Below are 12,980 nucleotides of genomic sequence, written 5' to 3' on the forward strand. Positions count from 1 at the left end.
CGTCGGGCCGGCGCGTTCGGTTCCCGCCTAAAGCAGATAAAGTCAGGGAAAAACAATTCATGAGTTCGAATACCACGGGCGGTGATCTCTCCGGCCGCATCGCCGGGGACCTGCCCTACCTGCGCCGCTATGCCCGCGCCTTGACGGGCAACCAGACGACCGGCGACAATTATGCTGCCGCGACGCTTGAGGCGATCCTGCAGGACCGGTCGATCTTCGACAACTCAACTCGCCCCAAAGTGGCTTTGTTCCGCGCCTTCCATATGATCTGGTCGACCGCCGGCGCACCTGCCGGGGTGTCCGACGAACTGGGCGATGCGCTTGAGCACGCCGCGATGGATCACATGGCCAACCTCACCGCGAACACGCGCGAGGCGCTGCTGCTTCACACGGTCGAGGGCTTCAACTTCGAGGAAGTCGGCCACATCATGAAGATCGAGGCGAGCGAGGCGGAGAATCTGGTCGAGATCGCCGTCGACGAGATGCAGCGCTCGATGGCCGGCCGCGTCATGATCATCGAGGACGAGGCGATCATCGCGATGGACATCCACTCCATCGTTTCGGACATGGGCCACGAGATCATCGGGATCGCGCGCACCCGGACCGCGGCGGTCGAGATGGGGTCGAAATCGCGCCCCGACCTGATCCTTGCGGACATCCAGCTGGCCGATAATTCGTCGGGAATCGATGCGGTGAACGATCTGCTGGGGCAGTTCGGCGACATCCCGGTGATCTTCATCACCGCCTTCCCCGAGCGTCTCTTGACCGGCGAGCGGCCCGAACCGGCCTTCCTGATCTCGAAGCCCTACGCCGAGGATCAGGTGCGGTCGGCCGTCAGCCAGGCGATGTTCTTCTCCAGCACCGAGACGCTGAAGACCGCGTGATCCGCGGGACCCGGCGGGGCGACGGCCCTGGCGCAACAAAAAACCCGGGCGGCGCGATCAGCGCCGTCCGGGTTTTTTCGTATGTCTTCTGCCATCAGATCCGCCGGGACAGGCGCGCGACAAGCGCAACCACGAAGAGCACGAGAAGCGCGAAGAACACGATCTGCGCGACCCCGGCAGCGATGCTGGCGAGACCACCAAGCCCGAGGAGGCCGGCGATCATCGCGACAGGCAGGAAGACCAGTGCCCATTGTAGCATGGGGTCCTCCTTGCAGTCTGGTGGTGGGCCCGAAGCCCTTTCGTTGACCGTACAACAGTCGGCCCGGCCTGGCGGTTCCCCAGCGTCCGCGGGGCCGCTCAGCGAGATTGCAATAGATCGGTTAAAATCCCGCGCACCATATCGGTGACGAAGGGGACGGGCAGGGTGGCATCGCTCTGGTGCAAGGGGGCGTATCTTCCCGGGGCGCCATCGATCACGACGACCCGGGTGTCGCTGTCGCGAAGCATCTGCGGAAGTCGTGACTGGCGCAGCTCCTCTCCTCCGATCCCAAGGAAAAGGATGTCGGCGCCGGTTTCGGTCAGCGCGCGCTCGGCCTCGGGCAGGGTGGCGCAGACGCGTACCTCGGCCCCGGGATGCGTGTCCTCGACGGTTTCCTGCAGGTCGCGCGCGACAAGGAACATGCGCTGCACGATGAGAACCTTGATCTTGCGGTCGAAAATAGGGCCGGCTGTAGCCACGATATACCTGGAATACGAAAGTTGAGGCTGGCCGCTTTTGCGCCTTTAGCACTAGGTTTGCATTTAACTGTGACATAGGAGACGGCGCGAATGCCGACCAAGTGCGAGGCTTGTCCGCTGCGCGGGAAATCCCTCTTCCTGCCGTTCGCCGGCGAGGAACTGGCCTTCATGCAGAGGTTCAAGGCAGGCGAACTGAGCGTCGAGCCGGGGTCGCAGATCCTGATGGAGGGGGCCAACAGCCCGCAGCTTTTCACCGTGCTGCGCGGGCTGGGGCTACGCTACAAGACACTACCCGACGGACGCCGTCAGGTCGTGAACTTCATCTTTCCAGGGGACTTCCTGGGCATGCAGGCCGGCCTGATGGGCGAGATGCGCCATTCGGTCGAGGCGACGACCCAGATGACCCTGTGCGTCTTCAACCGCTCGGATATCTGGAGCCTGTTTCGGTCGCAACCGCACCGGGCCTTCGACATGACGTGGCTTTCGGCGGTCGAGGAGTCGTTTCTGGGCGAGGCGCTGACCCGGATCGGCCAGCAATCCGCGGTCGAGCGGATCTGCTGGGCCCTCCTGCGCATCTACTACCGGGCCGACCAGCTGGGGATGGTGCACGACGGCGGCATGGCGCTGCCCTATCGTCAGCAGGATCTGGCGGACGCCCTGGGGCTGTCGCTGGTGCATACCAACAAGACGCTGGCCAAGCTGCGCGAAAGCCAGCTGGCATCGTGGCAGGACGGGCGGCTGCGTATCAACGACCCCGACGCGCTGGCGCGGATCGCGGGGATGGAGGGCGAAGAGATCGCGCGCCGGCCGCTGATGTAGGCCCCGCCGCCCTGAGCGGTGGGCCAGGGGGGGGCTTGCGGTCGGTCGAGGGGCCGGACGCTGCCTCAGTCAGCGGCGGTATAGTGGTCGGCCACGTAGGCGCCGCGGAACCCGGGCGGGTTCGATGGCCCGATGGTGGAATCCTGCCGCGTGCGCAACTCCAGCTCGGCGTTTAAAAGCGCCCCCAGCAGCACGACGAAGGCCGAGATGTACAGCCACATCAACAGCGCGATGACCGCGCCGAGCGCGCCGTAGACCTCGTTGTAATTGCCGAAATTCGACAGGTAGTAGGAAAAGGCGTAGCTGGACGCGCCCCAGATCAAGACAGCCAGGCCCGCGCCCGGCGACAGCCACGCCGATCGCGCGGCCTTCCGGTTCGGTCCGAAGCGGTAGATCACCCCCAGCGCCAGCATCATCACCGCCACGGTGGTGATCCAGCGGACGGCGGATACCGCCAGCGCGGCCAGCGGGCCCAGCGGCAGGAAGGCCAGGATCACCGGCATCACCACCACGCTGGCCAGCGCAACCAGCGCCACACCGATCAGGATGAAGGTGACGATGAAGGCGGTGACCAGGTGCAGGACGCCGTTGCGGTCCTTTTCTCGGTAGATCGCGTTCAGCCCCTGTATCAGCGACGCAACCCCCAGCCGCGCCGACCACAGCGCTGCGGCGAGCGAAATGATCGTCGTCCAGCCCAGGGCGCTTTCGTTGGTATCGACCAGCTGCGCGACCTGGGTTTCGATGATGGAATAGGCGTCGGCTGGCACGAACCCGCGCAGAAGCTGGATCTGCTCTTCCACGATCAAGGGGTCCGAGATGAAGCCCCAGACCGAGATCACCGCCCCCATGGCCGGAAACAGGGCCAGCATCGAATAAAAGGCCACCCCCGCCGCGACGAGAAACAGGTTCAGCTCGCCCACGTTGACCACCATGGCCTTGACGGCGCCCCAGGCGGCCCGGCGGCCCGGGTCCGAGCGGGGGCGCACCGGGTCGGACCGTCGCGGCGGCGGGTGGGTGGCCGAGTTCGGGGCGGGAGCGGCCGCCTTTCCTGCTGCCGGGGCCCGGCCCGCGCCGATCCGCTCTGCGCCGATCAAAGCTTCGTCGACCGATTCCGCGCCAAGCCGCCGCGTGTCTGTCCCTGTCGCTGATCCGCCGCCCTCGGCTGCCGTCATGGCCATGGCCCCTTTTCACGGCGCTGCCCGGCGCCGCGGGGCACCGGGGGTCAATCCAGTTCGGACGCCGATTTCAGGACCTTGTCGCCATCCGCCTGCTCAATCAAGTAGGCGGGATTGTCGTCGCTGGCGTTGCGTGTGATTTCTGACCCGGAAATCTTGCGCGTGACACGGCTGGTAAAGCGCTCCTTCACCTTGCCCTCGCCACGGCCATTGGCCCATTTCCACGAAACCTTTTCGCCGATCCTGTGCTGCGCCATAGCGGTGTTCGCCTCTCTCGTGTCCGCCGCGGCGGTCGCGGCATTGGGGCAACCTTGCCACCGGGTGCGGAGTTCCGGCGTAGGACCGCAAGCGCCCGCTGGCAGAACATTGAGATCGGGCCTCCGGGATGCTATGTTGCCAACAGGCCAGCGCCGTGGCCCGGACGGCGCATCGTGAAGGAGGACGATGTCCTGTCATTGCACATCACCGCGGCACCCCAGGCTGCCGCTTCGGACGCCCGCATGAGCCGCGGCGCCGACAGGAGTGGAAGCGACGCCGCACTGGCCCGCATTCTCACCTCGCTCGAAGACGACAAGGCCGAGGATATCGTGAAGGTCGACCTTCGCGGCAAGTCCGAGATGGCCGACTGGATGGTCGTCTGCTCGGGCCGCTCGTCGCGGCAGGTCGCCGCGATCTCCGATCACCTCGTCGATGCGCTCAAGCACCAGCTGGGCGTGATCTCCAAGGTCGAAGGCAAGGATGCCGGCGACTGGGTGCTGATCGACACGGGCGACGTGATCGTCCACGTCTTCCGCCCCGAGGTGCGCGAATTCTACCAGCTCGAAAAGATGTGGCTCAGCCCGACCGAGCAGACGCTGAACCGTTGATGGCACTCCGCTGACATGCGGGTGCATATCTGCGCCGTGGGCCGGCTGCGGTCGGGCCCCGAGCGTGCGCTGATCGACGATTATCTCGCCCGGTTCGACCGGACCGGGCGCGGCCTGGGCCTCGGGCCCGCGAAGCTTGTCGAGGTCGAGGATCGCAAGGGCGGCGGCATGGCCGGCGAGGGGCCGCTTCTGCGCCGGGCGATTCCCGCGGGCGCGCTTGTCTGCTGCCTCGACGAACGGGGCGAAAGCTTCTCCTCGCCCGGCTTCGCCGACAGGCTGGCGCAGTGGCGTGATCAGGGCCGGCAGGACCTGGCCTTCGTCATCGGTGGCGCCGACGGCATCGACCCCGCGCTGCGGTCCGAGGCCGACGCCGCGCTGTCCTTCGGCGCGATGGTGTGGCCGCACATGCTGGCCCGCGTGATGCTGGGCGAACAGCTCTACCGCGCCGCCAGCATCCTCGCCGGTTTGCCCTATCACCGGGCATAGGGTTTCTTCTCTTCTGAAAATACTCCCGCCGGAGGCGTCCTGCCGGTTCCGCTTGGCGCGCCATCGGCGTAAAAGCATGGCGTAAGCCAGAAGGAGACCCCAATGCCCGGCAAGAAACCCGTGGTCCTCTGCATCCTCGACGGCTGGGGCAAGCGCGCCGAGCGCGACGCGAATGCCCCCGCGCTGGCCGATACCCCGAATTTCGATCGGATCATGCGGACCTGCCCCAACGCGCAGCTGATCACCCACGGTCCCGACGTGGGCCTGCCCACCGGGCAGATGGGCAATTCCGAGGTCGGCCACACCAATATCGGCGCGGGCCGGGTGGTGGCGATGGACCTTGGCCAGATCGAACTGGCGATCGAAGACGGCTCTTTCTTCGAAAACGAGGCCCTCCTCGACTTCATCCAGAGGGTGAAGTCGGCCGGCGGCACTGCGCACCTGATGGGCGTGATCTCGGACGGCGGGGTGCACGGGCATCTCGACCACGTCGCCGCGGCCGCCACGGCGATCGCGCGCGCAGGCGTGCCGGTGGCGGTCCACGCCATCACCGACGGCCGCGACGTGGCGCCGAAATCCGCCGATGGCTACCTGGCCGAGTTCGAGGGCAAGCTGCCCGAAGGCGCCTTCATCGCCACGGTCACCGGTCGCTACTACGCCATGGACCGCGACAACCGGTGGGAAAGGGTCGAAACCGCCTATGCCGCGATGATCCGCGGCACGGGCGAGGCCACCGCCACCACCCCCGCCGAGGCGGTGACCCAGTCGTGGGAGGCGGGCAAGACCGACGAGTTCATCCCCGCCACGGTGATCGGCGACTATGCCGGCGCAGCCGACGGCGACGGCGTCTTCTGCACCAATTTCCGCGCCGACCGGGCGCGCGAGATCATGCGCGCCATCGCGCAACCGGATTTCGCCGATTTCGACGTCTCCGGCCGGCCGGACTTCTCCGCCATCCTCGGGATGGTCGAATATTCTTCGGCGCATACCGCGTGGATGCAGGCGGCCTTCCCGAAGCGCAAGATCGTCAACACCCTGGGCGCCTGGGTCGCCGCGCAGGGCCGCACCCAGTTCCGGCTGGCCGAAACCGAGAAATATCCCCACGTCACCTTCTTCCTCAACGGCGGCAAGGAAGAGCCCGAGCCGGGCGAGGACCGCTTCATGCCCAAGTCGCCAAAGGTCGCGACCTACGACATGCAGCCCGAGATGTCGGCGCCAGAGGTGACCGAGAAATTCGTCGAGGCCATCGACAAGGGCTACGACCTGATCGTGACGAACTTTGCCAACCCCGACATGGTGGGCCACACAGGTGACCTCGATGCCGCCATCGCCGCCTGCGAGGCGGTGGATCGCGGACTGGGGCAGGTGCTTGACGCGCTAGAGAGGGCCGGCGGCGCGATGATCGTCACCGCCGACCACGGCAATTGCGAGGTGATGGTCGACCCCGAAACCGGCGGGCCGCATACCTCCCACACGCTCAACCCGGTCCCGGTGATCGTCGTGGGCGGGCCCGAGGCTGCCACGCTGTCCGACGGGCGGCTGGCCGACCTTGCGCCGACGCTTCTGGACCTCATGGGGCTGGATGCGCCCGAAGAGATGACCGGCAAGAGCCTGATCACCCGATGACCGATGGCCGCGCGTCGCGGAGGGCCGAAGCCCGGGCCTGGGCACCAGCCCGGGACCTGGCCCGGACCGTGCGGGCGGCCTGCCCGGCCCCGGCGCTGGCCGCCGTGACCTGCGCCGTGCTGGCCGCCGTGCTGGCCGTCGCGCCCGCTGCAGGCGTCGCGGCGCAGGACGATCCCGGCGCGCTGGCGCGCCGCGCCGCGGCGGATCTCGATGCCGCGGCGGCGGGGTTGGCCCGGGCCGACGGCGCCCGCGACCGGGTGGCAGCGCTGACCCGCACCGTGCGCGCCTACGAAGACGGGCTTGCCGCGCTGCGCGACGGGATGCGCCGTGCGGGGCGGCGCGAACAGGCGATCCGGGCCCGGTTCGATGCCGAAAGCGACCGTCTGGGCCGGCTGATCGGCGCGCTTCAGGTGATCAACCGCACGCCCGAAACGACGCTGCTGCTGCACCCCTCGGGCGCTGTGGGCACCGCGCGATCGGGCATGATCCTCTCCGATGTCAGCCCCGCGCTTGCCGCCGAGGTGGGCGCGCTGCGCGAGGATCTGGAAGAGCTTGCCACCTTGCGCGCACTGCAGGCCAGCGCGGCCGACACGCTTGGCGACGGGCTGGCCGGGATCCAGGCTGCGCGCACCCGGCTAAGCCAGGCCGTGTCGGACCGCACCGACCTGCCGCGCCGGGTGACCGAGGACCCCGACGAGATGCGCCGCCTTCTGGCCTCGACCGAAACGCTGTCGGGATTTGCCAGCGGTCTGGCCGCGCTGCCCGAGGATGACGATGCGCCCGAGCTGCCGGATTTCGCGCAGGCGCAGGGCGACCTGGGCTGGCCCGTCGCGGGCGATGTGCTGCGCGGGTTCGAAGAGGCCGACGCCGCGGGCGTCCGTCGCCCGGGGCTGGTGATCGCGGCGCGCCCCGGCGCCGTCGTTACCACCCCGTGGCCGGCGACGATCCGCTATCTGGGGCCGCTTCTCGATTATCGCAACGTGGCGATCCTCGAGCCGTCCGAGGGGTATCTCATGATCTTCGCCGGCCTCGACGAGGTCTTCGGCACGGTCGGGCAGGTGGTGCCGGACGGCACGCCGCTGGGCCTGATGCCCGGGCTGGGGCCGGAAACGGCGGCCTATTTCGGGAACGTGACCGCGGGGGAGGTGACCCCGCCCCCTGAGACGCTGTATGTGGAACTGAGACAGGACAACGCGCCGGTCGATCCGGCCGCGTGGTTCCGACGGGATGAGAACTAGGACATTGCACATGAGAAAATTCGTCATGGCCGCCGTCGGCGGTACCCTCGCAGGCGCCGTTCTGACGACGCAGGTCGCCGGGCCTCTCATCGCGCAGGAAAGCACGCGCAACGCCAGCATCTACGAACAGCTCGACCTGTTCGGCGACATCTTCGAACGCATCCGCGCGCAATATGTCGAGGAAGTGGACGAAACCGATCTGATCGAGGCGGCGATCGACGGCATGCTGACCTCGCTCGACCCGCATTCCAGCTACCTGTCGCCCGATGACGCGGCCGACATGCGGGTGCAGACGCGCGGCACCTTCGGCGGCCTCGGGATCGAGGTCACGCAGGAGGAAGGCTTCGTCAAGGTCGTGTCGCCGATGGACGGCACCCCGGCCGATGCGGCGGGCGTCGAGGCGGGCGATTTCATCACCCATGTCGACGGCGAATCGGTGCTGGGCTTGACCCTGGACGAAGCGGTCGAACTGATGCGCGGGCCCGTGGGATCGGAGATCGTCATCACCCTGGTCCGCGAAGGCCGGGACGAGCCCTTTGACGTGTCGATCATCCGCGACACGATCGAGCTGACCGCCGCCCGCGCCCGCACGCAGGGCAAGTCCATCGTGCTGCGCGTCACCACCTTCAACGATCAGACCTTCCCCAACATGGAAGAGGGTCTGGAGCGCGAGATCGAGGCCGCCGGCGGGATCGAGAACGTCAACGGCATCGTGCTTGACCTGCGCAACAACCCCGGCGGGCTGCTGACCCAGGCGATCAAGGTGTCGGACGCCTTCCTCGACGAGGGCGAGATCGTGTCGACCCGCGGCCGCGCGCCCGAGGACAGCGACCGCTACAACGCCACCGACGGCGATCTGGCGCAGGGCAAGCCCATCGTGGTCCTGATCAACGGCGGCTCGGCCTCGGCGTCCGAGATCGTCGCCGGTGCGCTGCAGGATCACCGCCGCGCCATCGTCATCGGCACCAAGAGCTTCGGCAAGGGGTCGGTGCAGACGGTCATGCCGCTGCGCGGCGACCGCGCGATGCGGCTGACCACGGCGCGCTACTACACGCCGTCTGGCCGGTCGATCCAGTCGCTGGGCGTGTCGCCCGACATCGTCGTGCAGCAGCCCGCGGTGATCGAGACGGACGAGGAGGAAGAGGTCGACGCCCGCCCGCTGCGGTCCGAAGCCGATCTGCGCGGCGCCATCGACAACGATTCGGTGACCGAAGAAGAGCGGCGCATCATTCTCGAAGAGCAGCAGGCCGCCGAAGACGCCGCCCAGCTGCGGGACGAGGATTACCAGCTGGCCTACGCCATCGACGTGCTGAAGGGCCTGACGGCGCTTCGGCCCGAAGTCGCCTCGGCCGCATCGGGTGCACATGACGCGCAAACTGGCGAGGCCGAGACCTCCGCGACCGACGCCGCCCCCTCCGACGAAGACGGCGCCGACGCGCCGGCAGAGGACTAAGCCCACCGGGGCGGACGCCCGCCAGCGTCCGCCCCGCCATTTTACCGAGCCGCCGTTTCACCCGGCGGCGGTTCCCCTTACACCACTGCGCCGCCTCTCGCCCCGGGGGCGGCGCTGCGCCATTTTCCCGACAGGAGTGACGATGACACCCGAGCAGATCGCCGCGCTTCCCTATCGCCCCTGCGTGGGCGTCATGCTGGCCGACGCGCAGGGCCGCGTCTTCGTGGGCCAGCGCATCGACCGCGACAGCGACGCCTGGCAGATGCCGCAGGGCGGGATCGACCCGGGGGAAGAGCCGCGCACCGCCGCGCTGCGCGAGCTGGAAGAGGAAACCGGCATCCCCGCGCGGCTGGTCACGGTCGAGGCCGAGGGCGCGGACTGGCTGGCCTACGACCTGCCCGCCGACCTCGTGCCGCGGATCTGGGGCGGGCGGTTCCGCGGTCAGCGGCAGCGCTGGTTCCTGCTGCGCTTTCACGGCACGGATGCCGACGTGCGCATCGACACCGCGCATCCCGAGTTCTCGGACTGGGCATGGATTGCGCCGGACGAGCTTCTGCCCCGCATCGTGCCCTTCAAGCGCGAGGTCTATGCAAGCGTTCTAGAGCAGCTGGGCGACCGGCTGTAACGACCCTGCCGGCCCGTTGCGGCGCCCGTTGGCCCACGGCGGCGCACGTTCGCTCAAATCCTCGACACTTCCGCGGGATCGTCGTTGCGCCCCGCCGCCGGGCGGCTCAGGTTGGCCACGACCCGACGGAGGAGTTTCATGCACCGCCTTCTTTCCACCTGTTTCGCCCTTGCGCTGACGGCCGGGGCGCCCGGTCTCGCCGCCGCGCAGGAACCGCCCGCCCCGCCCGCCGCAGCGACCGACGCCACCGCCGGACCTTCGGCCGAGGCCACAACCTTCACGCTCGCCAACGGCTTGCAGGTGGTGGTGCTGGAAGATCACCGCGCGCCCGTCGTCGTACACATGGTGTGGTACCGCGCCGGAGCCGCGGACGAGCAGCCCGGCGTGTCGGGCATCGCGCACTACCTAGAACACCTGATGTTCAAGGGCACGGACGAGCTTGAGCCCGGCGAATTGTCGGAAATCGTCGCGGCCAACGGCGGCACCGACAACGCATTTACCAGCCAGGATTATACCGCCTACTTTCAGCGCGTCGCCTCGGACCGCCTTGGGCTGATGATGGAGATGGAGGCCGACCGGATGCGCGATCTGCAGCTGGCCGACCGCGACATCCTGACCGAACGCAAGGTGGTGCTCGAAGAGCGCAACCAGCGGATCGAGAACGAGCCCGGCGCGCTGTTTTCCGAACAGCGCATGGCGGCGCAATACCTCAACCACCCCTACGGCAAGCCGGTCATCGGCTGGCGGGCCGAGATCGAAGAGCTCGATCTCGACGACGCGCTTGCATTCTACCGGACCTATTATGCCCCCAACAACGCGGTGCTGGTCGTCGCGGGCGACGTCGCGCCGGACGAGGTGCGCGCCCTGGCCGAAGAACATTACGGCCCGCTCGCCCCGACCGAAAATCTCGCCCCCCGCGTTCGCCCGCAGGAACCCCCGCAGCGGGCCGAGCGGCGCATGGTCTACGAGGATGCGCGCATCGCGCAGCCCTACCTGACGCGCAGCTACCTGGCCCCCGAACGCGACCCGGGCGACCAGGACCGCGCCGCGGCGCTGACCCTTCTGGCCGCGGTTCTGGGTGGATCGCCGCAAACCTCGGTGCTGGGCACGAACCTGCAATTCGCCACGCGCGAGGCGCTTTATACCTCGGCCTACTACGATGGCGTCTCCTTCGATGACACGACCTTCACGCTGGTCGTCGTGCCGACGCCCGGCACCTCGCTGGACGAGGCCGAGGCCGCGCTCGACCGCGAAATCGCGGCCTTTCTCGAGGATGGCGTCGACGAAGAGCAGCTGGACCGGATCAAGATGCAGCTGCGCGCCGGGCTGATCTATGCCGAGGACAGCGCACAGGCGCGCGCCCGCCGCTATGGCGCTGCGCTGACCAGCGGGCTGACGATCGAGGATGTCGAGGCCTGGCCGGAGCTTCTGCAGCAGGTCACGGGCGAGGATATCGTCGCCGCCGCGCGCGACGTCTTCGACCGCGATGCCGCCGTCACCGGCTGGCTGCGGCCGCCGGAAGGGGCCCCGGCGCCGGGCGCCGATGCCGCGCCTGCCGCTCTGCCCGATCCCGCCGCGATGGAGGAAACCCAATGATCCTGCGCCTCGCCTGCACCCTGACGCTGACCCTGTTCGCCGCGCTGCCCGTGCGCGCCGAGGTCGAGATCGAAGAGGTCACATCCCCCGGCGGTATCACCGCCTGGCTGGTCGAAGAGCATTCGATCCCATTCACCGCGCTCGAAATCCGGTTCCAGGGCGGCGCCGCGCTTGATCCCGAAGACAGGCGCGGGGCGGTCAACTTGATGGCCGCGACGCTTGAGGAGGGTACCGGCGACCTCGATGCGCAGGGCTTTGCCGCCGCGCGCGAGGCGCTGGCGGCCAGTTTCTCCTTCGACGCGTCGCTCGATTCGGTATCGGTCTCGGCACAGTTTCTCAGCGAAAACCGCGAAGAGGCGGTGGATCTGCTGCGGCAGGCCATCGTCGCCCCCAGCTTCGACCAGACCGCGATCGACCGTGTGCGGGGGCAGGTTCTGTCGATCATCCGGTCGAACGCCACAGATCCCGGCGAAATCGCCAGCGATACCTTCTATGCCGATGCCTTCGGCGATCACCCCTATGGCGGCGACATGAACGGCAGCCTCGCCTCGGTCGAGGCGCTGACCCGCGACGATATCGTTGCCGCCCATCAGGCCACCATGGCGCGCGACCGGGTCTTCGTGGGGGCCGTGGGCGACATCACCCCCGAAGAGCTTGGGCCGCTGTTGGACGAGCTTCTGGGCGAGCTTCCGGCCGAAGGCGCGCCGATGCCCGGGCGGGCCGAGTACCGGGCCGAGCCCGGCGTGTCGGTCGTGCCGCTCGATACCGCGCAGTCGGTGATGCTGTTCGGGCACGAGGGCATCCCGCGCGATGATGACGACTTCTTCCCCGCCTATGTCGTGAACCAGATTTTGGGCGGCGGGGGCTTCAATTCACGCCTGATGGAGGAGGTCCGCGAGAAGCGTGGCCTGACCTACGGCGTCGGCTCCTACCTCGTGCCCTTCGATCATGGCGAGCTGATCATGGGGCAGACGAGCACCGCCAACGCGCGCGCGGCCGACACCATCGCGGTGCTGCGCGACGAATGGGCCCGCATCGCTGAAGAGGGCGTGACCGAGGCCGAGCTGGACGAGGCCAAGACCTACCTGACCGGCTCCTATCCGCTGCGGTTCGACGGCAACGGCCCCATCGCCGACATCCTCGTCGGCATGCAGATGGAGGGGCTGCCGATCGACTATATCGCCACCCGCAACGACCGGATCGAGGCGGTGACGCCAGAGGATGCCGCCCGCGTCGCCCGGCGGATCTACCGGCCCGAGGATCTGCATTTCGTCGTGGTGGGCGAACCCGAGGGGCTGGAGGATGCAACCACCGGGGCCGCGCCGGCCGACGCGGCGTCCCCCGTCTCGGATACCCCCGGCGCCGAGGGTCCGGCCACCAACCCGTCTGCTGCGAATCCGGCGGCCCCCACAGCGGGCGAAGGGGCTGACGCCGGGGTGGATGACGCGGCGGAGACCCCCCCCGCCGACTGATT

The 12,980-nt window shown here is 68.3% G+C and carries 14 protein-coding genes; 10 read left to right on the forward strand and 4 right to left on the reverse strand.

All coding sequences use genetic code 11. From position 1 onward, the window contains the following. The first annotated feature begins 59 nt into the window (after positions 1 to 59). Positions 60 to 884, forward strand: a complete 825-nt coding sequence (locus tag EKE94_RS12070) for a response regulator (RefSeq protein ID WP_127906840.1) — start codon at positions 60 to 62, stop codon at positions 882 to 884. Positions 885 to 978: 94 nt separating this feature from the next. On the opposite strand, the gene EKE94_RS12075 is transcribed toward EKE94_RS12070, so the two are convergent. Both EKE94_RS12075 and EKE94_RS12080 read right to left on the reverse strand, forming a co-directional pair. Next, entirely contained in the window at positions 979 to 1,143 is a 165-nt protein-coding gene (locus EKE94_RS12075; protein WP_127906841.1) for a DUF1328 family protein, read from the reverse strand. Between the two features lie 98 nt (positions 1,144 to 1,241). Beyond that, a complete protein-coding gene (locus EKE94_RS12080; RefSeq protein WP_127906842.1) occupies positions 1,242 to 1,622 on the reverse strand; it encodes a response regulator in 381 nt (126 codons plus the stop codon). Between the two features lie 90 nt (positions 1,623 to 1,712). On the opposite strand from EKE94_RS12080, the gene EKE94_RS12085 reads away from it, so the two are divergent. Beyond that, positions 1,713 to 2,441, forward strand: a complete 729-nt coding sequence (locus EKE94_RS12085) for a Crp/Fnr family transcriptional regulator (protein WP_127906843.1) — start codon at positions 1,713 to 1,715, stop codon at positions 2,439 to 2,441. Between the two features lie 65 nt (positions 2,442 to 2,506). Here EKE94_RS12085 and EKE94_RS12090 read toward each other — a convergent pair whose 3' ends face one another. Together EKE94_RS12090 and EKE94_RS12095 are read right to left on the reverse strand one after the other, a co-directional pair. After that, entirely contained in the window at positions 2,507 to 3,613 is a 1,107-nt protein-coding gene (locus EKE94_RS12090; protein WP_235856001.1) for a YihY/virulence factor BrkB family protein, read from the reverse strand. 50 nt (positions 3,614 to 3,663) lie between these two features. Further along, entirely contained in the window at positions 3,664 to 3,873 is a 210-nt protein-coding gene (locus tag EKE94_RS12095) for a hypervirulence associated TUDOR domain-containing protein (RefSeq protein WP_127906844.1), read from the reverse strand. 243 nt (positions 3,874 to 4,116) lie between these two features. On the opposite strand from EKE94_RS12095, the gene rsfS reads away from it, so the two are divergent. From rsfS to EKE94_RS12135, 8 genes are all read left to right on the forward strand, one after another. Beyond that, positions 4,117 to 4,482 (forward strand): ribosome silencing factor, encoded by a 366-nt coding sequence (gene rsfS, locus EKE94_RS12100; protein ID WP_127906845.1) that lies wholly within the window; start codon positions 4,117 to 4,119, stop codon positions 4,480 to 4,482. 15 nt (positions 4,483 to 4,497) lie between these two features. Further along, positions 4,498 to 4,968, forward strand: coding sequence for a 23S rRNA (pseudouridine(1915)-N(3))-methyltransferase RlmH (rlmH, locus tag EKE94_RS12105; RefSeq protein ID WP_127906846.1), 471 nt, complete (start codon positions 4,498 to 4,500; stop codon positions 4,966 to 4,968). 102 nt (positions 4,969 to 5,070) lie between these two features. Further along, a complete protein-coding gene (gene gpmI, locus EKE94_RS12110; RefSeq protein ID WP_127906847.1) occupies positions 5,071 to 6,594 on the forward strand; it encodes a 2,3-bisphosphoglycerate-independent phosphoglycerate mutase in 1,524 nt (507 codons plus the stop codon). Beyond that, on the forward strand, positions 6,591 to 7,832 hold the full coding sequence (locus EKE94_RS12115; protein ID WP_127906848.1) for a murein hydrolase activator EnvC family protein: 1,242 nt from the start codon (positions 6,591 to 6,593) through the stop codon (positions 7,830 to 7,832). Before gpmI ends, EKE94_RS12115 begins: the two co-directional genes overlap by 4 nt. Before the next feature lie 10 nt (positions 7,833 to 7,842). Continuing rightward, positions 7,843 to 9,285: a S41 family peptidase gene (locus EKE94_RS12120; RefSeq protein WP_127906849.1), complete on the forward strand. Its 1,443-nt coding sequence runs from the start codon at positions 7,843 to 7,845 to the stop codon at positions 9,283 to 9,285. A gap of 142 nt (positions 9,286 to 9,427) precedes the next feature. Beyond that, positions 9,428 to 9,910 carry an RNA pyrophosphohydrolase gene (locus EKE94_RS12125; protein WP_127906850.1) on the forward strand — a complete coding sequence of 161 codons (483 nt, stop codon included), beginning with the start codon at positions 9,428 to 9,430 and terminating at the stop codon, positions 9,908 to 9,910. 138 nt (positions 9,911 to 10,048) lie between these two features. Then, positions 10,049 to 11,506 (forward strand): M16 family metallopeptidase, encoded by a 1,458-nt coding sequence (locus EKE94_RS12130; protein ID WP_127906851.1) that lies wholly within the window; start codon positions 10,049 to 10,051, stop codon positions 11,504 to 11,506. After that, positions 11,503 to 12,978, forward strand: coding sequence for a M16 family metallopeptidase (locus EKE94_RS12135; protein WP_127906852.1), 1,476 nt, complete (start codon positions 11,503 to 11,505; stop codon positions 12,976 to 12,978). Before EKE94_RS12130 ends, EKE94_RS12135 begins: the two co-directional genes overlap by 4 nt. Positions 12,979 to 12,980: the final 2 nt, after the last annotated feature.

This window comes from Mesobaculum littorinae (assembly GCF_004011175.1).
In the GTDB taxonomy this organism is placed as follows: Bacteria; Pseudomonadota; Alphaproteobacteria; order Rhodobacterales; family Rhodobacteraceae; genus Tranquillimonas; species Tranquillimonas littorinae.

What these genes read in the sequence shown, in the direction of transcription:
- EKE94_RS12075 (WP_127906841.1), bottom strand. Translation starts at nt 1,143, where the DNA reads ATGCTACAATGGGCACTGGTCTTCCTGCCTGTCGCGATGATCGCCGGC.
- EKE94_RS12090 (WP_235856001.1), bottom strand. Translation starts at nt 3,613, where the DNA reads ATGACGGCAGCCGAGGGCGGCGGATCAGCGACAGGGACAGACACGCGG.
- rsfS (WP_127906845.1), top strand. Translation starts at nt 4,117, where the DNA reads ATGAGCCGCGGCGCCGACAGGAGTGGAAGCGACGCCGCACTGGCCCGC.
- gpmI (WP_127906847.1), top strand. Translation starts at nt 5,071, where the DNA reads ATGCCCGGCAAGAAACCCGTGGTCCTCTGCATCCTCGACGGCTGGGGC.
- rlmH (WP_127906846.1), top strand. Translation starts at nt 4,498, where the DNA reads ATGCGGGTGCATATCTGCGCCGTGGGCCGGCTGCGGTCGGGCCCCGAG.
- EKE94_RS12130 (WP_127906851.1), top strand. Translation starts at nt 10,049, where the DNA reads ATGCACCGCCTTCTTTCCACCTGTTTCGCCCTTGCGCTGACGGCCGGG.
- EKE94_RS12070 (WP_127906840.1), top strand. Translation starts at nt 60, where the DNA reads ATGAGTTCGAATACCACGGGCGGTGATCTCTCCGGCCGCATCGCCGGG.
- EKE94_RS12115 (WP_127906848.1), top strand. Translation starts at nt 6,591, where the DNA reads ATGACCGATGGCCGCGCGTCGCGGAGGGCCGAAGCCCGGGCCTGGGCA.
- EKE94_RS12135 (WP_127906852.1), top strand. Translation starts at nt 11,503, where the DNA reads ATGATCCTGCGCCTCGCCTGCACCCTGACGCTGACCCTGTTCGCCGCG.
- EKE94_RS12125 (WP_127906850.1), top strand. Translation starts at nt 9,428, where the DNA reads ATGACACCCGAGCAGATCGCCGCGCTTCCCTATCGCCCCTGCGTGGGC.
- EKE94_RS12085 (WP_127906843.1), top strand. Translation starts at nt 1,713, where the DNA reads ATGCCGACCAAGTGCGAGGCTTGTCCGCTGCGCGGGAAATCCCTCTTC.
- EKE94_RS12120 (WP_127906849.1), top strand. Translation starts at nt 7,843, where the DNA reads ATGAGAAAATTCGTCATGGCCGCCGTCGGCGGTACCCTCGCAGGCGCC.
- EKE94_RS12095 (WP_127906844.1), bottom strand. Translation starts at nt 3,873, where the DNA reads ATGGCGCAGCACAGGATCGGCGAAAAGGTTTCGTGGAAATGGGCCAAT.